This is a genomic window from Palleronia marisminoris (assembly GCF_900172315.1).
In the GTDB taxonomy this organism is placed as follows: domain Bacteria; phylum Pseudomonadota; class Alphaproteobacteria; order Rhodobacterales; family Rhodobacteraceae; genus Palleronia; species Palleronia marisminoris.
This window is the reverse complement of record NZ_FWFV01000001.1, coordinates 476,009-496,004: the sequence shown is the minus strand read 5'-3', so window position 1 is coordinate 496,004 and position 19,996 is coordinate 476,009. Positions and strand designations below refer to the sequence as shown.

The following is a 19,996-nucleotide window of genomic DNA, read 5'->3' as shown; positions in this document are numbered from 1 at the left end:
CCCCCGGTGCCGAAGCACCTGTTCAAACGGTGGTAGCTGGTCGGGCTAGCAGGACTCGAACCTGCGACCTTCCGTCCCCCAGACGGACGCGCTACCAGGCTGCGCCATAGCCCGACTGCGGCGTCTTCTATCGAAACGGCAGGCAGGGGCAAGGCCTTTCGCGCTTTTTTCGAAGCTAGATCCGGGCGTCCCACGCGCGGGCGAGAATCTCGGCCTCGATCAGCGCGGATGACAACTCGCGGGCCCGGCGGGCGCGCCCTGCGCGACCGATGGCCGCCAGCGGGGCGATGACGAGCGGCGGCAGGGCCATGGCCTCGGGGAAATGCGATGCCGCGGGTTCGTCGGCACCTGCGGGATCGAAATCCTCCGGAGCGTCGTCTTCGCCAGCGGTCGCGACGAGCGTCTCGATAGCTTCGCCTTCCTCCCAATGGTCGGTGCTTGCGCCTTCGGACCCGTTCGACCGCACGGTGTCGAGCGTGATGATCTTGGCCGAGGGTGGCTCGATCGCTTCGCCGTCGATGGACGGCGACAGAGCGGCGACGTGGCGCACGCCCTCTTCGCGCAAGAGCTTCTGCACGCCACGGATCGTCAGCCCCTCGTCATGGAGCAGGCGCTTGATCCCGCCCAGAAGCTGCATGTCGGCCGGGCGATAGTAGCGTCGCCCGCCGGCCCGCTTGACGGGTTTGACCTGGGTGAACCGGCTCTCCCAGAAGCGCAGGACGTGGGTCGGGACGTCGAGCCACTCCGCCACCTCGCTGATGGTGCGGAACGCGTCTGGCCCCTTCGCCATGGTCATTTCGCAGGCTTGGCGGCCATCTCGGCCTTGTTCCCGGCGGCGATCCTGTCGCGCATCAGGTGGGACGGGCGGAAGCTGAGAACGCGGCGCGGGTCGATCGGCACTTCTTCGCCGGTCTTGGGATTGCGCCCCATCCGGGCCGACTTGTCGCGCAGGCTGAACGTGCCGAAGGACGAGATCTTGACGGTCTCGCCCGAGACGAGGGCGTCGGCGATGCAGTCCAGCACGGTCTCGACCAGAAGCGCCGATTCGTTGCGGCTGAGGCCAACCTCGCGATGTACGGATTCGCACAGATCCATGCGCGTGAGCGTCTTCGACATCCGGTCCCCCCGAGGTTTTTCTAAAATTGGGTCAGGTGCCCGCGAAAGTCAACGATATCAGGGGTGACCGACGGGTTCTACCAGCGCAGAACGACCGAGCCCCAAGTCAGACCGCCGCCGATGGCTTCGGTGACCAGAAGATCACCCCGTTTGATCTGCCCGCGGTCGCGCCCGACCGACAGGGCAAGGGGGATCGACGCGGCCGAGGTGTTCCCGTGGTCCTGCACCGTGACCACGACCCGGTCCATCGAGATGCCCATCTTCTGGGTGGTCGCCTTGATGATGCGGATATTCGCCTGGTGCGGCACGACCCAATCCACCGCATCCGCGTCGAGCCCCGCTTTTTCCAGCGCGGTGTGGGCGGTGCGGGCCAGTTTGTCCACGGCGTGACGGAAGACCTCGCGCCCCTCCATCCGCAGGTAGCCGGTGGTCTGGGTCGAGACGCCGCCGTCCACGTAGAGGATGTCGCGGTGGCGCCCGTCCGAGTTCAGGTCGGTCGACAGGATGCCCCGGTCGTCCGACGTGCCCTCACCCTCGGCCCGTTCGACCACGACCGCGCCGGCGCCGTCCCCGAAGAGGACGCAGGTGCCGCGGTCGGTCCAGTCCATTATCTTGCTGAAGGTCTCGGACCCGATCACGAGGATCCGGCGGGCCTGACCCGACACGATCATCGCGTTCGCCGTGGACAGCGCGAAGACGAAGCCGGCGCAGACCGCCTGCACGTCGAAGGCGAACCCGTGCGACATGCCCAGCTTGTCCTGCACCATGGTCGCGGCAGAGGGGAAGGTCAGGTCGGGGGTCGAGGTCGCCACGATCACCGCGTCGACGTCATCGGCCCCGAGCCCCGCATCCGCGAGGGCCGCGCGCGCGGCATGAGCGGCAAGATCCGAGGTCGTCTCGCCGTCGGCGGCGAAATGGCGGCGCTCTATCCCGGACCGAGAGCGGATCCATTCGTCCGTCGTCTCGACCTTGTCCTCGAACCACGAGTTCTCGACGACCCGCTCGGGAAGGTAGTGCCCGACCCCGACGATCTGGGCGCGCGTGACACTCATGTCCCGCTCCTCATTTCGGGGGCGGAGGCAGCGGCGGCCATCACCTCGTCGGCCGAGGCGACGCGAAGGGCGAGGCGCGTGTTGAAGTCCTTCTGAGCCAGTTTGAACGCGAGCTTGATCGCCGCGGACACGCCGGTGTCGTCGGCCGAACCGTGGCTCTTCACGACCGTGCCGTTCAGCCCCAGGAACACGCCGCCATTCACCCGCCGCGGGTCGATCCGCTTTTGCAGCCGTTTCAGCGACGTCAGGGCAAGCATGGCAGCCAACTTGGAGAGGGGCGTATGGTTGAACGCCTCGCGCAGCGCGTCACGGATGAAGGCTGCGGTGCCCTCGCCGGTCTTGAGCGCGATGTTTCCGGTAAAGCCGTCCGTGACCACCACGTCCACGCGATCAGACGGGATGTCGCCGCCTTCGACGAAGCCCACGAATTCGAAATCCACGGGACCGGCCGCCTGAGCGATGAGGGCATGCGCCTCTTTCATCTCGGGACGGCCCTTGTGCTCTTCGGTGCCGTTGTTCAGCAGGCCGATGCGCGGGCGGGCGACCTCTTGTCCGTTGCGGGCATAGGTGCAGCCCATCAGGGCGTATTGCAGCAGGTCGCGTGGGTCGGCCTTGATGTCGGCGCCGACGTCCAGCATCACGTTGAACCCGGACGGGTTGCGCGACGGCCACAGGCAGGCGATCGCCGGGCGGTGGACGCCGGGCAATTTCCTGAGCCGCATGACCGACAGCAGCATCAGGGCGCCGGTATTGCCGCAGCTGACCGCGACCTCGGCCTCGCCGTTCTTCACCGCCTCGATGCAGGACCACATGGACGTGTCCTGCCCGTGCCGGAGCACGTTGGACGGCTTGTCGTCCATCGACACGGTGGAGGGGCAGTCGCGAATCTCGACCCGGTCGGTCAGCTTGCGCTTCTCGACAAGTGGCTTCAGCTCCGCGGCAGGGCCGTGGAGCAGGAAGCGGATCTCGGGGTTCTTCTCGGCAGACTTGGCCATGCCGGCGACGACGGTCTTCGGACCGTTATCGCCGCCCATGGCGTCGACGGACAGGACGAACGGTCCGGTCCGCTGGGGCGCCCCGTCAGGTCCTGTCGTCGGAGACCGCGACATCGCCAGGGCCGGCCTCAGGCCGCGTCGTCGTCGAGATCGAGCTCGTCGGCCTGCGCGATGATCTCGCGCTCGGCATAGTGACCGCAGGCGCCGCAGACGTGGTGCGGGCGCTTCAGCTCGCCGCAATTGGCGCATTCATGCGGGTTGGCGGCGGTCAGCGAGTCGTGGGCACGGCGCATGTTGCGGCGCGACTTCGTGACCTTATTCTGAGGGACGGCCATTGCAGGTCCTTCGTCTGTCTGGGCGGAGCGCACGATCTGGCGCACCCCGGAATTCGGAATGAAGCCGCGCAATACGCCCTTACGCCAGTGGGATCAAGCCCTCACCGAGGGCGTTTCACGCTGTCTTGCGGGCGGCCGCGAGCTGGTATCACATCTCATCTCGACCAACCCGCCCAGCCCGGAGCCGTTCCATGTCCAACCTCTTCGATCCCGCGCCGCCCGTCACCGTGCCTGTCGAGGGGGCGGGAGGCTACCCGATCCGGCGGATTTTCTGCATCGGGCGCAACTACGAGGCCCACGCCGCCGAGATGGGATCGCAGGCGGATCGCGCGGCACCGTTCTTCTTTACCAAGACGCCCAGTCACGTGGTGGCGCCCGGTGACTGGGCCTATCCCCCGGGGACGTCCGACGTGCACCACGAGGTCGAGCTGGTCGTGGCGCTGGGGGCCGACGGACGGGTGCGTGCGGCGGGGGTCGGCCTCGACATGACGCGGCGCGACCTGCAGAGCGACGCGAAACAGCGCCGCCGCCCCTGGGACGTGGCCAAGGATTTCGAGGGCTCCGCGATCCTCGGCCAGATGGTCGAGGCGACGGCCGAGGATCTGGGCGTGCTCGACATCTCGCTGGCGGTGAACGGGGACGAGCGGCAGTCGGGCTCGACCCGCGACATGATCCACGGGGTGCCGGCGCTTCTGGCGCATCTGTGCGGACTGTATACCCTGGGCGCGGGTGACATCGTGATGACGGGCACGCCCGCGGGCGTGGGGCCGGTCTCGGTGGGTGACAGGCTGACGGGGCGCATCGGTTTCCTGCCGGAGATCGAGGTCACGGTCGTCCGCTAGCCGGGGACGATCTGTCATGTCTTCGTCACCTTGCGGTGGCAGACCCGAGCCATACCGATAGCCCACTGAATGTTGGGCTTGCCGCGGCGGAAACGCCAGATATAGTCAGCTTGACGAGCGGGGCGGGGCCTCCCGCCCTGGTCCGGTCAGCGGAGCGCAGGGCAGGGGCAATATCGCCATGGGGATCGATTTCAGAACCAGTTTCGTGCGAGAGCCGAACAGCCTCAGGCACCATCCTGCGCTTGTGCTGAACGCGGATTACCGTCCGCTGTCCTACTATCCCCTGTCGCTCTGGCCGTGGCAGGAGGCCGTGAAGGCCGCGTTCCTCGACCGGGTCAGCATCGTCGCGGAATACGACGCGGTGGTCCGAAGCCCCACGACCGTGATCAGGATACCCTCGGTCGTCGTCCTCAAAGATTACGTCAAACCCCAGAAGCGCGTGGCCTTCACGCGCTTCAATCTTTTCCTGAGGGACGAATTCCGCTGCCAGTATTGCGGATCGACGGGCGACCTGACCTTCGACCACGTCGTGCCCCGCGCCCGCGGTGGCCGCACCAGCTGGGAGAACGTCGTGGCCGCCTGCTCGCGCTGCAACCTGGCCAAGGGATCGCGGTCGCTGAAGAATACGGGCATGACGCTGAGAAAGCCGCCCCGCGTTCCCGGAGCAGAAGAGCTGAAGAACATGGGCCGCCGCTTCCCGCCGAACCACCTGCACGATACCTGGCTCGACTTCCTCTACTGGGACGCCGAACTGGAGGCCTGATTGCGGGTTTCGGAACGAGAAAGGGCGGTGCCGCGCACCGCCCTTTTCCGTACCGCCGGGCCGGGCCCGGGGCAGAGAGACGCCCGTTCAGGCGGCCTCACGCTCGAAGTGACCGCACCAGTCCTGCGGGCTGACCACCGGCCACAGGCCGCGGCTGTCGGCCTGGGGCTGCGAAACGGGGGGATTGAAGCGGCACAGCCCCTCGCTTTCGGCGGTGCTGCCCGTGTTGGTCGCGTGATCTTCAAAGAAGGCGCATTTCGCGCAAGCTGTATCGGACATGTCCATTTTTCCTTCGTTCGAGTCGATGCCGCACGTCGCGGCCTATGGGTCGTACATAGCGATCCTGTCGCCGAAGTAAATGCATTTATGTAAGTAAATCAAGTAGTTGATAGGAAATCTCGGATTTAGAATCCTTATAAAAAGGGTCGAATAGAGGGTGGGCCACGGGGGCTTGGCGCTTCCCAGGGCCGGGCGCCCGGACATCGGATCGACCCGACGGGCGCGCGCGGATCTGTTAGCGCCAACCGGGGGCCTTGACCCGGACCCGCAAAGCGGCAAGTTCGTGCGCGAACCGTAAAGGAGCGTTGAATGGTCTCGCGCGTGATACCGGTCGATCCGTTCGATCTCACGATTTTCGGCGGAACGGGCGATCTGGCCCGCCGCAAGATCCTGCCGGGTCTCTATCGCCGGTTCCGGTCGGGACAGATGCCCGAGGACTCGCGCATCATCGGTGCCGCCCGGTCCGATCTGGACGACAACCAATACCGCGACGAGGTGCGCGCGGCCCTGAAGGAGTTCGTGGACCGCGACAGGCTTGACGATGCCTCGCTGGAAGGCTTCCTCGACCTGATCCGCTATGTCTCGATCGACGCCATGGGCGATGCCGGCTGGAAGGAGCTCAAGGCGCATGTGCGCCCCGACCATATCTCGGCCTTCTACTTCTCGGTCGCGCCGTCGCTGTTCGGACCCCTGGCGGAACGGCTCCACGCTTACGGGATGGCCGACCAGAGCACGCGGATCGTCGTCGAGAAACCGTTCGGCCGCGACCTGGAAAGCGCGCGCGAGCTGAACCGGACCCTGGCCGAGCATTTCGACGAGACCCAGATCTACCGGATCGACCATTACCTGGGGAAGGAGACGGTCCAGAACCTGATGGCGCTGCGCTTCGGAAACGTCCTGTTCGAGCCGCTCTGGAACAGCCAGTATGTCGACCACATCCAGATCACCGTGGCCGAGACGGTGGGCGTCGGCGGCCGCGGCGGATACTACGACCGCTCGGGCGCGATGCGGGACATGGTGCAGAACCACCTGATGCAGCTGCTCTGCCTGATCGCGATGGAGCCGCCCAGCCAGTTCGATCCCGACGCCGTCCGCGACGAGAAGCTCAAGGCGATCCGCGCGCTGGATCCGGTGAAGCCCGATTCGATCGTGCGCGGGCAATATACCGGGAAGGGCAGCACGCCCTCGTACCTCGAAGATGTCGAGGCCGAAGAGAGCAACACCGAGAGCTTCATCGCGCTGAAGGTCAACATCTCGAACTGGCGGTGGGCGGGGACGCCGATCTACCTGCGGACCGGCAAGCGCCTGAAGGCGCGCCAGTCCGAGATCGCGGTCGTGTTCAAGGACGCGCCCCATTCGATCTTCGGCGCCGAGGCCGGGCGGCACCGCAACATCCTGACGATCCGCCTGCAGCCCAACGAGGGCATGACCCTGGGCGTGACCATCAAGGAGCCGGGGCCGGGGGGCATGCGCCTGATCGACGTGCCGCTCGACATGACCTTCGCCGAGGCGCTGGGGGCCGAGAACGACCAGGTGACCGACGCCTACGAGCGGCTGGTGATGGACGTGATCCGGGGCAACCAGACGCTGTTCATGCGCGGCGACGAGGTCGAGGCAGCCTGGGCGTGGACCGATCCGATCATAGAAAGCTGGGATTCGACGGACCGCAAGCCGTTCCCCTACGAACCCGGATCGTCAGGACCAGAGGAATCTGCGATGATGCTCCACCGCGAGAACCGCCGCTGGCGCGAAATCCGCGAATGACGATCCGCGCGGCCCCACGTCGCGGGCCGCGCCACGGAACACGGGACGACCTCACCAGGAAGGCGAGCCAATGGACCTGATCGAATATCCCGATAGCGAAATGATGATGATGCAGCTTACCGACCGGCTGGTGGGCGAAATCACGAAATGCCTCGCGTCGCATGACCACGTCTCGTTCGCGGTGCCGGGCGGCAGCACGCCGGGACCGGTCTTCGACACGCTGTCCGGCTCGGACCTGCAATGGGACCGGGTCCACGTGCTTCTGACCGACGAGCGCCGCGTTCCCGCCGATCACGAGCGCTCGAACGAGCGGCTCCTGCGCAAAAGGCTGCTGACCGACAAGGCCGCGGCTGCGCAGTTCATCCGCCTCGTGCCGAGCCCCGGCGTGTCGATGGAGGACCTGAACGACCGCATCGCGCCCGAGCTGCCGCTGTCGATCCTGCTGCTCGGCATGGGCGCGGACATGCATTGCGCCTCGCTGTTTCCCGGCAGCCCTCAACTCGCCGATGCGCTGGCGCCGAAGGCGCCGCACGTGATGGAGGTGGACGCCCCCGAGGGGCTCGAGCCACGCATCACGCTGACGGGGCCGGTCCTCAGGGGGGCGATGTCGACCCACGTCCTGATCACGGGCGACGAGAAACGCGAAGCGGTCGAACGCGCGCGCAGGATGAAACCCCAAGAGGCCCCGATCGCCACCGTGCTGAACGAGGCGACGGTTCACTGGGCCAAGGAGTAAAGACGCATGATCGACCGCAAGAGCTGGGATGACCTGAAGGCGCGCGCGGGCGAGGTGGCGGACCGCCGCATCCTCGACCTGATGGACGAGGACCGGGCCCGCGACTTCTCGGTCGAGGCCGAGGGGATGCTGTTCGACTATTCCAAGACGAACATCGACCCCGACACCCGCGACATGCTGGTGGATCTCTGCGATGCGGCCGGACTGGCCGGCCGTCGCGAGGCGATGTTCAAGGGCAAGAGGATCAACGAGACCGAGGGGCGTGCGGTCCTGCACTCGGCGTTGCGCAACCTCGACGGGCGCGCGATCCGGGTCGACGAAGAGGACGTGATGCCCCGCGTCCTCGGCACCCTCGCGCGGATGGAAGGCTTCGCCCGCTCGGTTCGCGAGGGCAACTTCCGCGGAAAGGGCGGGACGATCACCGACGTGGTCAATATCGGCATCGGCGGCTCGGATCTCGGCCCCGCGATGGCGGTCGAGGCGCTGCGGCCGTACCATGACGGGCCGCGGGTGCATTTCGTGTCGAACGTGGACGGCGCCCATATCCGAGACGTGCTGGGCCCTCTGGACCCTGAGACGACGCTGGTGATCGTCGCCTCGAAGACCTTCACCACCATCGAGACGATGACGAACGCCGAGACGGCCAAGGCCTGGATGTCGGAAAAGGTGCGCGACCCGGCGGCGCAGTTCGCGGCGCTGTCGTCGGCGGTGGACAAGACCAGCGCCTTCGGAATTTCGGAAACTCGCGTCTTCGGGTTCGAGGACTGGGTCGGCGGGCGCTATTCGATGTGGGGACCGATCGGGCTGTCGCTGATGATCGCCATCGGCCCGAAGAACTTCCGCGACTTCCTGCGCGGCGCCGAGGCGATGGACAAGCATTTCCGCGAGGCCGAGCCGCTGGCGAACATGCCCGTGATGCTGGCCCTCGTCGGCATCTGGCACAACCAGGGCTGCGGCCACGCCACCCGCGCCGTGCTGCCCTATGAACAACGCCTCGCGCGCCTGCCCGCATATCTCCAGCAGCTCGAGATGGAGAGCAACGGCAAGCGCGTGTCGATGGACGGCGCCGACCTGACGGTGGACAGCGGCCCCGTGGTGTGGGGCGAGCCCGGCACGAACGGGCAGCACGCCTTCTACCAGCTGATCCACCAGGGCACCCGCGTCGTGCCTTGCGAATTCATGGTCGGCCGCGAGGGGTTCGAGGCGACGCTGGACCACCAGCACCGCCTGCTGATCGCCAACTGCCTGGCACAGTCCGAAGCGCTTCTGCGCGGGCGCACGCTCGACGAGGCGCGCGAGACGGTCGCGGGCAAGTTCAAGGGCGACGAGCTGGATCGGCAGGCCCGCCACCGCGTGTTCCCGGGCAACCGGCCCTCGACGACGCTGCTTTACGAAAAGCTCACCCCCGAGGTGCTGGGCCGGATCGTCGCGCTGTATGAACACCGGGTCTTCGTCGAGGGCGTGCTTCTGGGCATCAATTCCTTCGACCAGTGGGGGGTCGAACTGGGCAAGGAACTGGCCAAGGCTCTCGAGCCCGTGCTCGCCGGCGAGGAGGGGGTCGAGGGCAAGGACCCCTCGACCGCGCGCCTGGTGGAGTGGCTGCAAGGCTGATCGCGCCATTCCGTCGTGAAAGGAAGGGGGCCTCGCGGGCCCCCTTCGTCGTTCAGTTCTCGATCGCGCGGAACTCGTCCGCGGACTCGGTGGCAAGGCTGACCCCGATGATCGCCGCAAGTGCTACGATGAAGCCGGGGATGATCTCGTAGACGCCCGGACCGCCCAGGAAGCTGCCATTCCAGCCCAGCAGGATCCACACGATGACCGTCACGGCACCCGAGACGATTCCCGCGACCGCGCCCGCGCCCGTCATGCGCGACCAAGTGAGCGCCAGGAGGATCAGCGGACCGAACGCCGCGCCGAACCCTGCCCAGGCATTCGCCACGAGGCCCAGCACCTGGCTGTCGGGATCGAGCGCGATGATGCCCGCGACCACGCCCACGGCCACGACGGCGAGACGGCCCACGTTCACGACTTCGGTCTCGCTGGGCTCGCGGTCGAGGACGAGCCGGTAGAAATCCTCGGACAGGGACGAAGACGACACCAGAAGCTGGCTCGAGACCGTCGACATGATCGCCGCCAGCAGCGCCGCGTAGAGGAACCCGGTCACCAGCGGGTGGAACAGCAGGCCGGCCAGGAGGATGAAGATCGTCTCGCTGTCGGCCAGCTCGAGGCCGTTACGCTCGACATAGGCGCGGCCGAGAATACCGACGCCCAGGGCGCCCAGGAGCGAGATGCCCATCCATGTCATGCCGATATTGCGGGCCGCGGCCACGGACTTGACCGAGCGGACGGCCATGAACCGGACGATGATGTGCGGCTGCCCGAAGTAACCCAGGCCCCAGGTGATGGCCGAGAGCCAGCCGATCAGGGTCAGGCCGTCGAACAGCGACAGGTAGTTCGGATCGACCGCCGCCAGCGTCTCGGACGCCTGGCTGAACCCGCCGCCCGCTCCGGCGTAAAGCACGATGATCGGCATGATGACGAGCGCCAGCATCATGATGCAGCCCTGCACGAAGTCGGTCAGGGATACGGCCAGGAAGCCGCCGATGACGGTGTAGGTCAGGACGACACCCAGGGTCAGCCAGACCCCGATCTGGTAGTTCCCGTCGAAGGCCGACTGCACCAGCTTGCCGCCGCCGACCAGCCCGCTGGCGGTATAGACGGCGAAGAACACGACGATCACCACGGCCGAGATCATCCGCAGCGCGGCCGCCTGCGTGGGAAAGCGGTTGGCCAGGAAAGATGGGATCGTCAGCGAGTTGTCGTAGCGCTCGGTCTGCTCGCGCAGGCGCGGGGCGACGATGATCCAGTTCGCCAGCGCCCCGAGGAACAGGCCGATGCCGATCCAGGCCTCGACGAGGCCGGTGGCGTAGAGCGCGCCGGGAAGACCCAGCAGCAGCCAGCCGGACATGTCCGACGCGCCCGCGGACAGGGCGGCGACCGCGGGCGGCAGGTTGCGCCCGCCCAACACGTAGTCTTCGGAACTCGACGTGGATTTCCGCCACGCGTAAAAGCCTGTGGCGAGCATCAGCGCGAAATAGGCGGCGAGGCTGATCCAGACTCCGATCTGCATTGCGTTTCCTTTTTCCAGTGTCATTTTGCGAAATTTCGCACATCGCGCGGATGTGAAGGAACCACCTAGTCCGAACCCCTTCGCCGGCCACCAACACGTCGGCGACTTGCACCCCGGCGCGCCGCTCCTTACGTTTCGACCGCGCCGCAGATTCAATGACAGGATGCCCATGGCCATCGAAGCCCGACAGATCGAGGAGCTCATCCGCGCCGAGTTCCCCGACGCCAAGATCACCATCACCGACCTGGCAGGCGACGGGAATCACTATGCCGCAGAGGTCGTGGACGAGAGCTTCCGCGGGAAGAACCGCGTGCAGCAGCAGCGTGCCGTCTATGCCGCGCTCAAGGACAAGATGGCCGGGTCGCGAGGCGATCTCCACGCGCTGGCGCTGACGACGCGGGCGCCCGAGTGAGCGGCCTCGCCCTTCCGGTGGTGCTGGCGGCCCTGATCCTGGGGCTGCTGGCGGCGCGGGCCTGGGCGGTGATGCGCGCCGAACGCGGTGCGCGACGGGGGGCCGAGCCCGGCGAGGGACACCACGTCATCCGGTCCGAGTACTTCTCGGGCGGCGGCGGCGGAGGCGAGACGACCGAATACACCGTGCCGAAGGACCCGCAGGCCTATGCGCGTCTTTTCGTGCCGAAGACGAAGAACAAGACAGACAAACCGAAAGGCTGACCAGATGAGCGCCGAAGAGCAGATCAAGGACACCGTGACCAAGAACGACGTGGTCCTTTTCATGAAGGGCACGAAGTCGATGCCGCAATGCGGGTTCTCCTCGCGCGTGGCGGGCGTGCTGAACTTCATGGGAGTGGATTTCACCGACGTGAACGTGCTGGAGGACGAGAGCGTCCGGCAGGGGATCAAGGACTACTCGGACTGGCCGACCATTCCGCAACTCTACGTCAAGGGAGAGTTCGTCGGCGGCTGCGATATCATCACCGAGATGACGCTGTCGGGTGAACTCGACCAGCTGTTCGAGAAAGAGGGCGTCGCCTACGACAAGGACGCTGCCGAGAAGATTCGCGAAGCGAACGCCTGATTTCCGGGCCGGCCTCGGGCGTGGCTGCGTCCGGGGCTCTGCCCTGCGAGGTATTCCAGCAGAATGACGGTCGTGTCGGTGCCAGCCGGGGTGTGCAGGTCAGTCCTGATCTTCGTGCGCGCGGCGAGCCGTCTCGTCGGCGATGGCTTCGGCGCGGGCCGTCATCTGTTCCAGCGTCTCCAGGACCGAGTTCGGAATGACGGGCACTTCGACCCGCTCGGGCTCGGGTGCCGGACGGTCCTGCATGTCCGCCAGCGTCTGTTCCAGCTCGGCCGCGCGGCTTTCGGCGAAGCGCAGCTGTTCCTCGAGTCCCGCCGTCTTGTCGGCCAGCATGAGCCCCGCCATCAGGAGCATCCGCTGCTCGGGCAGTCTACCGATCTGGTCGACCAGCTGCTGCGCCTCGGTGTCGAGGTAGCGGGCGGCGGATTGCAGGTACTGCTCTTCGCCCGGCTGGCAGGCCACGTCGTAGTCGCGCCCGCCGATGGTGATCCGTTCGTCAGGCATCGGACTCGTCCTCGCTTTGGGCCGAGGTCGCGAACAGCGCCAGCACCGTGTCCAGTTCCGACCGATCGCTGCGCCGCATCGTTGCAAGCGCCTCTATCTCGGCCGCCATGGCCGTGTTGATCAGTTCGCCGTCGGGGGCGTCGGTCTGCCGCAGCGCCTCGCAGCTTTCGCGCAGCCCGTCCGCCACGACTTTCAGCCGCCCGCGATCCTCTTCGAGTTCGGCAAGCAGGGCGTGCGCGGTCTCGAGCTCGGACTCGGCGGCGGTCACGCGCGCCTCGTAGCGGTCGCGCGTCGACTTCAGCCGCTCTTCGAGCTGCTGCACGAGTTCGCGCTCGGCGGCCAGGTCGGATTCGAGTTGAGCGGCGTCGGGACCTTGCGGCTCGGGCTCGGGCTCGGCGACGGGCTCTGGCCTCGGGCGGGCGAGCTGTTCCACATCGGCCTCGATCCGGTCGAGCGCCGCGGCGAGGCGTTGGTGCAATTCGTTGATGTCCTGCATGAACGCGCGCGCTTATCCTTCGGTCGGAACGGACTGATTCGGTTGTCCTCGTCGCAGTTAATCGCAAGACCGGCCGGATTTCAGCCCCCAATCCGCCCACCGCCCCGGCCACGCGCTTGAACTTGAGCGGGGGGCTGGTATTTGCCCATCAACGCCAATGCCCGAGCAAACCGGAGCCGACTCATGGATATCGCCACGCTGCGCGAACGCCACCCCGACCACTGGATGCGATCGACCGCCATCCGCGTGCTCGCCCTCGACGCCGTCGCCGCCGCCAATTCGGGGCATTCCGGCATGCCCATGGGCATGGCCGACATCGCGACGGTGCTGTGGTCGAAGCACCTGAAGTTCGACGCCAAGGCCCCCGGCTGGCCCGACCGCGACCGGTTCATCATCTCGAACGGCCACGGTTCCATGCTGCTCTATGCGCTGCTGCACCTGACCGGCTACGAGGACATGACCCTCGACGAGCTGAAGAACTTCCGCCAGTGGGGCGCGAAGACCGCCGGCCACCCCGAGCATGAGTATGCCAGCGGCATCGACACGACGACCGGCCCGCTGGGGCAGGGGCTGGCCACCTCGGTCGGCATGGCCATCGCCGAGGAATCGCTGCGCGCCCGCTTCGGCAAGAAGGTCATCGACCACCACACCTATGTCTTCGCCGGGGATGGCTGCCTGATGGAGGGCGTCAGCCACGAGGCCATCGCGCTGGCCGGCCACCAGAAGCTGTCGCACCTGATCCTGTTCTTCGACAACAACGGCATCTCGATCGATGGCGAGATCTCGAAGACCGACAGCACCGATCAGCCCAAGCGGTTCGAAGCCTGCGGCTGGCACGTCCAGTCCATCGACGGCCACGACCCCGAGGCCATCGACGCGGCCATCGAAGCGGCGAAGAAGTCCGGCAAGCCCTCGATGATCGACTGCAAGACGCATATCGCGCTTGGCTCTTCGGCGCAGGATACCGGCAAGGGCCACGGCGCGCTGACGGACGAGAAGCTCATCAAGGACACCCGCGAGGCCTATGGCTGGAGCCACGGACCCTTCGACATTCCCGCCGACATCAAGTCGTGGTGGGAAGAGGTCGGCCGCCGCGGTGCCGACGAACGCGCTGCATGGAACGAGCGCCTGGACGACCTTGCCGGGGGCAAGCGCAAGCAGTTCGACGCAGCGATGGAGAGGACGCTTCCGAACAAGCTGACCTCGACGATCCGGAATCTGAAGAAGCAGATCTCGGAGGACCAGCCCAAGGACGCGACCCGCAAGAGCTCGGAGAACGTGCTGAAAGCCGTCAATCCGGTCGTGAAAGAGATGCTGGGCGGATCGGCCGACCTCACCGGGTCGAACAACACGCTGACCCCGGACCTGGGCGTGTTCTCGCCCGAGGATCGCGCGGGGCGCTACATCCACTACGGCATCCGCGAGCATGGCATGGCCGCCGCGATGAACGGCATGGCGCTGCATGGCGGCATCCGCCCCTATGGCGGCACGTTCATGTGCTTCTCGGACTACGCGCGCCCCGCGATGCGCCTGTCGGCCCTGATGGGCGCGCCGGTCACCTACGTGATGACCCACGATTCCATCGGTCTTGGCGAGGATGGACCGACCCACCAGCCGGTCGAGCACCTGGCGATGCTGCGCGCGACGCCCAACATGCAGGTCATCCGTCCCTGCGACGGGGTCGAAACCGCCGAAGCGTGGGAGGTAGCGCTGCGCAACACCGACGTGCCGACCGTCCTGGTGCTGACCCGGCAGGGCCTGCCGACGCTGCGCACGAAGCACCAGTCGAAGAACCTGGTGGAGCAGGGCGCCTATATCCTGGCCGAGGCGGATGCCAAGCGGCAGGCGGTGCTGATCGCATCGGGCTCGGAAGTGTCGGTGGCGATGGAGGCGAAGGCCCTGTTGGAAGAGAAGGGGATCGGCGCGCGCGTCGTCTCGATCCCGTCCTTCGAGCTGTTTGCCAAGGCCGATGAAAGCTACCGCCGCCGCGTCCTGCCCGCCGGCGCCGTGCGCGTGGGGATCGAGGCAGCCGCGCGCCTCGGCTGGGACCGCTGGCTGACTGGCGAGCGCGGCCGTGATGCCAAGGCTGCCTTCGTCGGAATGGACAGCTTCGGTGCCTCGGCCCCGGCGGAGGTGCTGTTCGAGAAGTTCGGCATCACGGCCGACAACGTCGTGGCACAAGTCGAAAATCTGCTCTGACACGACCGGCCTCAAAGGCGATGCCTCTGGGGCCTTCAAGCCAAAAGCCGGCGCCGACAGGATGTCGCGCGCCGGCTTTGTTTGTTCGAGCGGGGCGTTGCCCCCGACCTAGCCGAGAGCAGCCTCGAAGGCCCCGCGATAAAGCGCACGCAGTTCGTCCAAGGGCGCAGTCTTCGAGCCGAGCTGCACGGTGTCTCCGCCGAACCGTCCGACCAGCATGATCGGAACGCCCGCCTTGCCCGCCGCGACCATCAGGTGCTCGGCGCTGTCGAAGCTGCAGGCGACGAGGTAACGCGCCTGATCCTCGCCGAAGAGGCTCGCGGTCTTGCGCTTCTTGTCGATCGTCACGCCGATTCCGGCGGTCTCGGCCATCTCGAAGGCGGCGAGCGCAAGACCACCATCCGAAAGGTCGGACGCGGCGTGGAGCCACTCTGCTTGGTCCAGCATGAAGTCGCCGTTGCGGCGCTCGGCCTCCAGGTCGACGGGCGGGGGCGGACCGTCGTCGCGGCCGAATGCGACCGACAGAAGCGCCGAGCGGCCGAGATGTCCCTGCGTCGCGCCGATGACCAGCGCGAGGTCCCCGTTCTGCGCGGTCCCGGTGATGGCGCGGGACAGGTCCTCGATCAAGCCGACCGCGCCGATCGTCGGGGTGGGCAGGATGCCGGCCCCGTCGGTCTCGTTATAGAGCGAGACATTGCCCGACACGATCGGCATGTCGAGCGCGGCGCAGGCCTCGCCGATGCCTTGAATGGCGCCGACGAGCTGGCCCATGATCCGGGGTTTTTCAGGGTTGCCGAAGTTCAGGTTGTCCGTTGCGGCGAGCGGCCGCGCGCCCATCGAGACGAGGTTGCGGAACGCCTCGGCCACGGCCTGCTTGCCGCCCTCCTTCGGGTCGGCGGCGACGTAGCGCGGTGTCACGTCCGAGGTGAAGGCGAGCGCCTTGTCGGTTCCGTGGACCCGCACGATCCCGGCGCTGCGGCCCGGCGGCGCCACGGTGTCGGCGCCCACTTGCGTGTCGTATTGCTCGAACACCCAGTGCTTCGAGGCGTAGGCCGGGTGCGAGATCAGCGCCTTCAGGCCCTTGATCGCGTCGATCTTGGGGGCGTCTTCCAGCGGAGCCGGGGGCGGCGTCGCCTCCCACGGGCGGTCGTATTCGGGGGCCGAGCCGGACAGGGTCGAGAGCGGCAGGTTCGCCATCTCTTTGCCGTGGTGGAGGACGATGAAGCGGTCCTCGGGGATGGTTTCGCCGACGATGGCGAAGTCGAGGTCCCATTTCTCGAACACCGCGCGGGCCTCGGCCTCTTTTGACGGGTCGAGCACCATGAGCATCCGCTCCTGGCTTTCCGACAGCATCATCTCGTAGGCGGTCATGTTCGGCTCGCGCTGGGGCACGTCGTCGAGCGTCAGGCGCACGCCGAGGCCGCCCTTATCGCCCATTTCCACGGCCGAGCAGGTCAGGCCGGCCGCGCCCATGTCCTGGATCGCGATGACGGCGCCGGTCTGCATCAGTTCGAGGCAGGCCTCCATCAGGCGCTTTTCGGTGAAGGGGTCGCCGACCTGGACGGTGGGACGCTTTTCCTCGATCGTGTCGTCGAACTCGGCCGAGGCCATGGTGGCGCCACCGACGCCGTCGCGTCCCGTCTTGGCGCCGAGGTAAACGACGGGCATGCCGACGCCCGAGGCGGCCGAGTAGAAGATCTTGTCGGCATCGGCGAGGCCGGCGGCGAAGGCATTGACCAGGCAGTTGCCGTTATAGGACGGGTCGAAGCGGATCTCTCCGCCCACGGTCGGCACGCCGAAGGAGTTGCCGTAGCCGCCGATCCCCTCGACCACGCCGTGCACGAGGCTGCGCGTCCTGGGGTGGTCGACATCGCCGAAGCTCAGCGCGTTCATCGCCGCGATGGGACGGGCGCCCATGGTGAAGACGTCGCGCAGGATGCCGCCCACGCCGGTCGCCGCACCCTGGTAGGGCTCGATATACGAGGGGTGGTTGTGGCTCTCCATCTTGAAGACGACGGCCTGCCCGTCGCCGATGTCCACGACGCCGGCGTTCTCGCCGGGGCCGCAGATGACCTGCGGGCCGGTCGTCGGCAGGGTGCGCAGCCATCGCTTTGACGACTTGTAGGAACAGTGCTCGTTCCACATGGCCGAAAAGATGCCCAGCTCTGTGAAGCTCGGCGTGCGGCCGAGGATCTCGAGGATGCGGGCGTACTCGTCGGGTTTCAGCCCGTGGGCGGCGATGAGGTCTTCGGTGATGGTGGGTTCGGGCATGTCATTCGCACGGTGGGGAACGGTCAGTCGGCGTTAGCACGCCCTGCCGCCAAGCAACACCGTTTTGCGACATTCGCGGTTTGCCGGAAAAATGGGCGCGGTGCCTGCATCGGCGGATCGCCGGGCGTTGAGGGGCGGGCGAATCCGGGTGCAGGCTTGACAGCGCGGGCCGAATGGCGTGCCACTAGGGCAGGGTCGGGCGCCCGGCAAAAAAAGAGGCCGGGCACGAAGCCCGGCCAGTCCAACAGGGAGGTATAGCGGCGGACCAGAAGTCCCGCACCGCTATACTGGCATCTAGTCGGTGGCCCTTGGCCGATCAATCGCGAAACTGTCGTGGAATGCGCAGGGCCGTTATGCGCTGCGCGCATGGCCCTCTTCGACGGCAGAAAGGTGGCGTGCCGTTTCACTGAGCTCTTCGAGAACGAACTCGCGGAAGGCGGCGATGCGCTGCGAATGGCGCAACTCTTCGGGATAGGCGAGATAGACGGGAATCGAGCCCGATTCGACGTCGGGCAGCACCCGCTCCATGTGCGGGAAGTCGGCGACGAGGTAGTCGGGCAGAACGCCGATCCCGAGGCCCGACAGAACCCCCTGAAGCACGCCGAAGTAGTTGTTCACCGTCAATGTCGAGGGGATGCCGACCGCGTGCAGGCTTTCGATCAGGGTCAGGCCGGACGAGACCTGGTGCGCGGTCACGGCCTGGCTGATGAGGCGGTGGGTGCTCAGATCCTCGACCGTTTGCGGGCGGCCGTTCTCTTCGAGATACGAGGGCAGGGCGTAGAGGCGCATGCGCACCGTGTTCAGGCGCTTGCGCACGAGGTCGGCCTGCGAGGGCTCCTTCATGCGGATCGCGACGTCGGCCTCGCGCATGGGCAGGTCGAGCACACGCTCTTCCAGCATCAGGTCGATCTTGAGGTTGGGGAACTTCTCGTAAAGCTTGGCGAGCCGCGGCACGAGCCAGAGGGTCCCGAAGCCGGTGGTCGTGGTCACGCGCAACTCGCCGAACACCTCGTCACGACTGTCGCGGATCCGCGCGGCGGCGGTGTCGAGCCGGCGATACATGGAGGCGGTCGCGTCGTGCAGCAGCTCACCCTGTTCGGTCAGGATCAGTCCGCGGGCATGGCGGTGGAACAACACCGTCTCGAGGCTTTCCTCGAGCGCCCGGATCTGGCGCGATACGGCGGATTGGCTGAGATGCAGGGATTCGCCGGCGGCGGTCAGCGATCCGGCCTCGGCGACGGCGTGAAAGACCCGCAGTTTGTCCCAGTCCATCATCGGGAAGATCCTGACATCGGTTGCGTGCTACGCCCCGCATGTGGGGCGATTTTGCGCGCGCGAAAGCCCCGGCAGAGAAAGTTTCGCGACACCTGCAGGCTATACTGTAGGCCTGCGCGCCCAAATTGGGAGAAATTCCTTTCCAGTCCGTAAGGATAAGCGGCCGTTTTCCTGGGAATGATGGATAAAACCGCTTCAATTTCATGCCAGCGCCAAAGTTTGAGCGTTCGAGGGGCCGCGGTCAGGCGCGCTGCGCCCAGGGTCCTCATGGACTTCTCGTGTGCGACGACCTATGCCCTGTCCCCGATGCATGTGGGCCGAGCGCCCGCGGCCACGAACTCGAGAGCAGGTACGGGACAGGCGATGGCGGTCGGCGTCTTTGATAGCGGTCTGGGCGGTCTCACCGTCCTCGGTGAGTTGGAAAAGCGTCTGCCGGACGTGCCCTTCGTCTATTTCGCCGACTCGGCCCATGCGCCCTATGGCGTGCGGACGTCCGACGACATCTTCAACCTGACCTGCGCCGCGGTCGAACAGCTCTGGGACGAGGGCTGCGACCTGGTGATCCTGGCGTGCAACACGGCATCGGCTGCCGCGCTGCGCCGGATGCAGGAGACGTGGCTGCCGAAGGACAAGCGCGTCCTCGGCGTCTTCGTGCCGCTGATCGAGGCCCTGACCGAGCGGACCTGGGGCGACAACAGCCCGCCGCGCGCGGTCGCGGTCGAGCATGTGGCGCTGTTTGCCACTCCCGCCACTGTGTCGAGCCGTGCCTTCCAGCGCGAACTGGCTTTCCGTGCCATCGGCGTCGATGTCGAGGCACAGGCCTGCGGCGGCGTGGTGGATGCGATCGAGGACGGGGACATGATCCTCGCCGAGGCCCTCGTGCGCAGCCATGTGGACGCGCTGAAGCGCAAGATGCCGGTCCCGCAGGCCGCGATCCTGGGCTGCACCCACTACCCGTTGGTCGAAGAGGTGTTCCAGGACGCGCTCGGGGCGGGTGTCGAGGTGTATAGCCAGGCCAGCCTGGTGGCGGCGTCGCTGGACGACTACCTCAAGCGACGACCCGAGATGCTGGGGGCCGGAACGGAGCGCAAGTTCCTGACGACGGGCGACCCCAAGCGCGTGTCCAGCCGGGCGACGCAGTTCCTCAAGCGCGGCATCGAGTTTCAGAAAGCCTGAGGCGGCACCGTCCAGACGGAGAGT

Annotated in this window: 21 protein-coding genes and 1 tRNA gene; 10 read left to right on the top strand and 12 right to left on the bottom strand. The window is 66.8% G+C overall.

Going from position 1 to position 19,996, the window contains the following annotated elements; genetic code table 11:
- Positions 1-37: 37 nt before the first annotated feature.
- From PAM7066_RS02470 to rpmF, 6 genes are all read right to left on the bottom strand, one after another.
- Positions 38-114, bottom strand: a tRNA-Pro gene (locus tag PAM7066_RS02470).
- A gap of 61 nt (positions 115-175) precedes the next feature.
- Complete coding sequence (locus PAM7066_RS19240) at positions 176-790, bottom strand: MerR family transcriptional regulator (protein WP_245749561.1); 615 nt, start codon at positions 788-790, stop codon at positions 176-178.
- A 2-nt stretch (positions 791-792) separates the two neighbouring features.
- On the bottom strand, positions 793-1,116 hold the full coding sequence (gene ihfA, locus PAM7066_RS02460) for an integration host factor subunit alpha (protein ID WP_085852522.1): 324 nt from the start codon (positions 1,114-1,116) through the stop codon (positions 793-795).
- Positions 1,117-1,193: 77 nt separating this feature from the next.
- Entirely contained in the window at positions 1,194-2,168 is a 975-nt protein-coding gene (locus PAM7066_RS02455) for a beta-ketoacyl-ACP synthase III (protein WP_085852521.1), read from the bottom strand.
- Positions 2,165-3,277 (bottom strand): phosphate acyltransferase PlsX, encoded by a 1,113-nt coding sequence (gene plsX, locus PAM7066_RS02450; protein ID WP_085852520.1) that lies wholly within the window; start codon positions 3,275-3,277, stop codon positions 2,165-2,167. Before plsX ends, PAM7066_RS02455 begins: the two co-directional genes overlap by 4 nt.
- A gap of 14 nt (positions 3,278-3,291) precedes the next feature.
- Positions 3,292-3,498 carry a 50S ribosomal protein L32 gene (rpmF, locus tag PAM7066_RS02445; RefSeq protein WP_085852519.1) on the bottom strand — a complete coding sequence of 69 codons (207 nt, stop codon included), beginning with the start codon at positions 3,496-3,498 and terminating at the stop codon, positions 3,292-3,294.
- Positions 3,499-3,689: 191 nt separating this feature from the next.
- Here rpmF and PAM7066_RS02440 point away from each other — a divergent pair, with 191 nt between their 5' ends.
- Together PAM7066_RS02440 and PAM7066_RS02435 are read left to right on the top strand one after the other, a co-directional pair.
- Positions 3,690-4,340 (top strand): fumarylacetoacetate hydrolase family protein, encoded by a 651-nt coding sequence (locus PAM7066_RS02440; protein WP_085852518.1) that lies wholly within the window; start codon positions 3,690-3,692, stop codon positions 4,338-4,340.
- 178 nt (positions 4,341-4,518) lie between these two features.
- Entirely contained in the window at positions 4,519-5,103 is a 585-nt protein-coding gene (locus PAM7066_RS02435; RefSeq protein WP_085852517.1) for an HNH endonuclease, read from the top strand.
- Between the two features lie 87 nt (positions 5,104-5,190).
- Here PAM7066_RS02435 and PAM7066_RS02430 read toward each other — a convergent pair whose 3' ends face one another.
- Positions 5,191-5,382 carry a hypothetical protein gene (locus PAM7066_RS02430; RefSeq protein WP_085852516.1) on the bottom strand — a complete coding sequence of 64 codons (192 nt, stop codon included), beginning with the start codon at positions 5,380-5,382 and terminating at the stop codon, positions 5,191-5,193.
- A 309-nt stretch (positions 5,383-5,691) separates the two neighbouring features.
- Here PAM7066_RS02430 and zwf point away from each other — a divergent pair, with 309 nt between their 5' ends.
- From zwf to pgi, 3 genes are all read left to right on the top strand, one after another.
- Entirely contained in the window at positions 5,692-7,146 is a 1,455-nt protein-coding gene (gene zwf, locus PAM7066_RS02425) for a glucose-6-phosphate dehydrogenase (RefSeq protein WP_085852515.1), read from the top strand.
- A 70-nt stretch (positions 7,147-7,216) separates the two neighbouring features.
- Positions 7,217-7,882 carry a 6-phosphogluconolactonase gene (gene pgl, locus PAM7066_RS02420; protein ID WP_085852514.1) on the top strand — a complete coding sequence of 222 codons (666 nt, stop codon included), beginning with the start codon at positions 7,217-7,219 and terminating at the stop codon, positions 7,880-7,882.
- A 6-nt stretch (positions 7,883-7,888) separates the two neighbouring features.
- Positions 7,889-9,493 (top strand): glucose-6-phosphate isomerase, encoded by a 1,605-nt coding sequence (gene pgi / locus PAM7066_RS02415; RefSeq protein ID WP_085852513.1) that lies wholly within the window; start codon positions 7,889-7,891, stop codon positions 9,491-9,493.
- Positions 9,494-9,545: 52 nt separating this feature from the next.
- Here the strand turns inward: pgi and putP are convergent, their stop codons facing one another.
- Positions 9,546-11,012, bottom strand: a complete 1,467-nt coding sequence (gene putP, locus PAM7066_RS02410; protein ID WP_085852512.1) for a sodium/proline symporter PutP — start codon at positions 11,010-11,012, stop codon at positions 9,546-9,548.
- Positions 11,013-11,181: 169 nt separating this feature from the next.
- On the opposite strand from putP, the gene PAM7066_RS02405 reads away from it, so the two are divergent.
- Genes PAM7066_RS02405 through grxD form a run of 3 tightly spaced genes read left to right on the top strand, consistent with a single transcriptional unit; the run spans position 11,182 to position 12,051 of the window.
- A complete protein-coding gene (locus PAM7066_RS02405; protein WP_085852511.1) occupies positions 11,182-11,424 on the top strand; it encodes a BolA/IbaG family iron-sulfur metabolism protein in 243 nt (80 codons plus the stop codon).
- Positions 11,421-11,687: a hypothetical protein gene (locus tag PAM7066_RS02400; RefSeq protein WP_085852510.1), complete on the top strand. Its 267-nt coding sequence runs from the start codon at positions 11,421-11,423 to the stop codon at positions 11,685-11,687. Before PAM7066_RS02405 ends, PAM7066_RS02400 begins: the two co-directional genes overlap by 4 nt.
- Before the next feature lie 4 nt (positions 11,688-11,691).
- Complete coding sequence (grxD, locus tag PAM7066_RS02395) at positions 11,692-12,051, top strand: Grx4 family monothiol glutaredoxin (protein ID WP_085852509.1); 360 nt, start codon at positions 11,692-11,694, stop codon at positions 12,049-12,051.
- 99 nt (positions 12,052-12,150) lie between these two features.
- Here the strand turns inward: grxD and PAM7066_RS02390 are convergent, their stop codons facing one another.
- The gene (locus PAM7066_RS02390) at positions 12,151-12,555 is read right to left on the bottom strand and encodes a cell division protein ZapA (RefSeq protein ID WP_085852508.1); all 405 of its coding nucleotides are present in this window, start codon (positions 12,553-12,555) and stop codon (positions 12,151-12,153) included.
- The gene (locus tag PAM7066_RS18480) at positions 12,548-13,051 is read right to left on the bottom strand and encodes a hypothetical protein (RefSeq protein WP_090928629.1); all 504 of its coding nucleotides are present in this window, start codon (positions 13,049-13,051) and stop codon (positions 12,548-12,550) included. Before PAM7066_RS18480 ends, PAM7066_RS02390 begins: the two co-directional genes overlap by 8 nt.
- A gap of 183 nt (positions 13,052-13,234) precedes the next feature.
- Here PAM7066_RS18480 and tkt point away from each other — a divergent pair, with 183 nt between their 5' ends.
- Complete coding sequence (tkt, locus tag PAM7066_RS02380; protein WP_085852507.1) at positions 13,235-15,250, top strand: transketolase; 2,016 nt, start codon at positions 13,235-13,237, stop codon at positions 15,248-15,250.
- 108 nt (positions 15,251-15,358) lie between these two features.
- On the opposite strand, the gene purL is transcribed toward tkt, so the two are convergent.
- Both purL and PAM7066_RS02370 read right to left on the bottom strand, forming a co-directional pair.
- Positions 15,359-17,521 (bottom strand): phosphoribosylformylglycinamidine synthase subunit PurL, encoded by a 2,163-nt coding sequence (gene purL, locus PAM7066_RS02375; RefSeq protein ID WP_085852506.1) that lies wholly within the window; start codon positions 17,519-17,521, stop codon positions 15,359-15,361.
- A 351-nt stretch (positions 17,522-17,872) separates the two neighbouring features.
- A complete protein-coding gene (locus PAM7066_RS02370; RefSeq protein ID WP_085852785.1) occupies positions 17,873-18,793 on the bottom strand; it encodes a LysR family transcriptional regulator in 921 nt (306 codons plus the stop codon).
- Positions 18,794-19,159: 366 nt separating this feature from the next.
- On the opposite strand from PAM7066_RS02370, the gene PAM7066_RS02365 reads away from it, so the two are divergent.
- Positions 19,160-19,972 carry a glutamate racemase gene (locus PAM7066_RS02365; protein ID WP_085852505.1) on the top strand — a complete coding sequence of 271 codons (813 nt, stop codon included), beginning with the start codon at positions 19,160-19,162 and terminating at the stop codon, positions 19,970-19,972.
- The last annotated feature ends 24 nt before the right edge of the window (positions 19,973-19,996 follow it).

Coding starts and splice junctions, on each gene's coding strand:
- PAM7066_RS19240 (WP_245749561.1), bottom strand. CDS start 790: ATGGCGAAGGGGCCAGACGCGTTCCGCACCATCAGCGAGGTGGCGGAG.
- ihfA (WP_085852522.1), bottom strand. CDS start 1,116: ATGTCGAAGACGCTCACGCGCATGGATCTGTGCGAATCCGTACATCGC.
- PAM7066_RS02455 (WP_085852521.1), bottom strand. CDS start 2,168: ATGAGTGTCACGCGCGCCCAGATCGTCGGGGTCGGGCACTACCTTCCC.
- plsX (WP_085852520.1), bottom strand. CDS start 3,277: ATGTCGCGGTCTCCGACGACAGGACCTGACGGGGCGCCCCAGCGGACC.
- rpmF (WP_085852519.1), bottom strand. CDS start 3,498: ATGGCCGTCCCTCAGAATAAGGTCACGAAGTCGCGCCGCAACATGCGC.
- PAM7066_RS02440 (WP_085852518.1), top strand. CDS start 3,690: ATGTCCAACCTCTTCGATCCCGCGCCGCCCGTCACCGTGCCTGTCGAG.
- PAM7066_RS02435 (WP_085852517.1), top strand. CDS start 4,519: ATGGGGATCGATTTCAGAACCAGTTTCGTGCGAGAGCCGAACAGCCTC.
- PAM7066_RS02430 (WP_085852516.1), bottom strand. CDS start 5,382: ATGTCCGATACAGCTTGCGCGAAATGCGCCTTCTTTGAAGATCACGCG.
- zwf (WP_085852515.1), top strand. CDS start 5,692: ATGGTCTCGCGCGTGATACCGGTCGATCCGTTCGATCTCACGATTTTC.
- pgl (WP_085852514.1), top strand. CDS start 7,217: ATGGACCTGATCGAATATCCCGATAGCGAAATGATGATGATGCAGCTT.
- pgi (WP_085852513.1), top strand. CDS start 7,889: ATGATCGACCGCAAGAGCTGGGATGACCTGAAGGCGCGCGCGGGCGAG.
- putP (WP_085852512.1), bottom strand. CDS start 11,012: ATGCAGATCGGAGTCTGGATCAGCCTCGCCGCCTATTTCGCGCTGATG.
- PAM7066_RS02405 (WP_085852511.1), top strand. CDS start 11,182: ATGGCCATCGAAGCCCGACAGATCGAGGAGCTCATCCGCGCCGAGTTC.
- grxD (WP_085852509.1), top strand. CDS start 11,692: ATGAGCGCCGAAGAGCAGATCAAGGACACCGTGACCAAGAACGACGTG.
- PAM7066_RS02390 (WP_085852508.1), bottom strand. CDS start 12,555: ATGCCTGACGAACGGATCACCATCGGCGGGCGCGACTACGACGTGGCC.
- PAM7066_RS18480 (WP_090928629.1), bottom strand. CDS start 13,051: ATGCAGGACATCAACGAATTGCACCAACGCCTCGCCGCGGCGCTCGAC.
- tkt (WP_085852507.1), top strand. CDS start 13,235: ATGGATATCGCCACGCTGCGCGAACGCCACCCCGACCACTGGATGCGA.
- purL (WP_085852506.1), bottom strand. CDS start 17,521: ATGCCCGAACCCACCATCACCGAAGACCTCATCGCCGCCCACGGGCTG.
- PAM7066_RS02370 (WP_085852785.1), bottom strand. CDS start 18,793: ATGGACTGGGACAAACTGCGGGTCTTTCACGCCGTCGCCGAGGCCGGA.
- PAM7066_RS02365 (WP_085852505.1), top strand. CDS start 19,160: ATGGCGGTCGGCGTCTTTGATAGCGGTCTGGGCGGTCTCACCGTCCTC.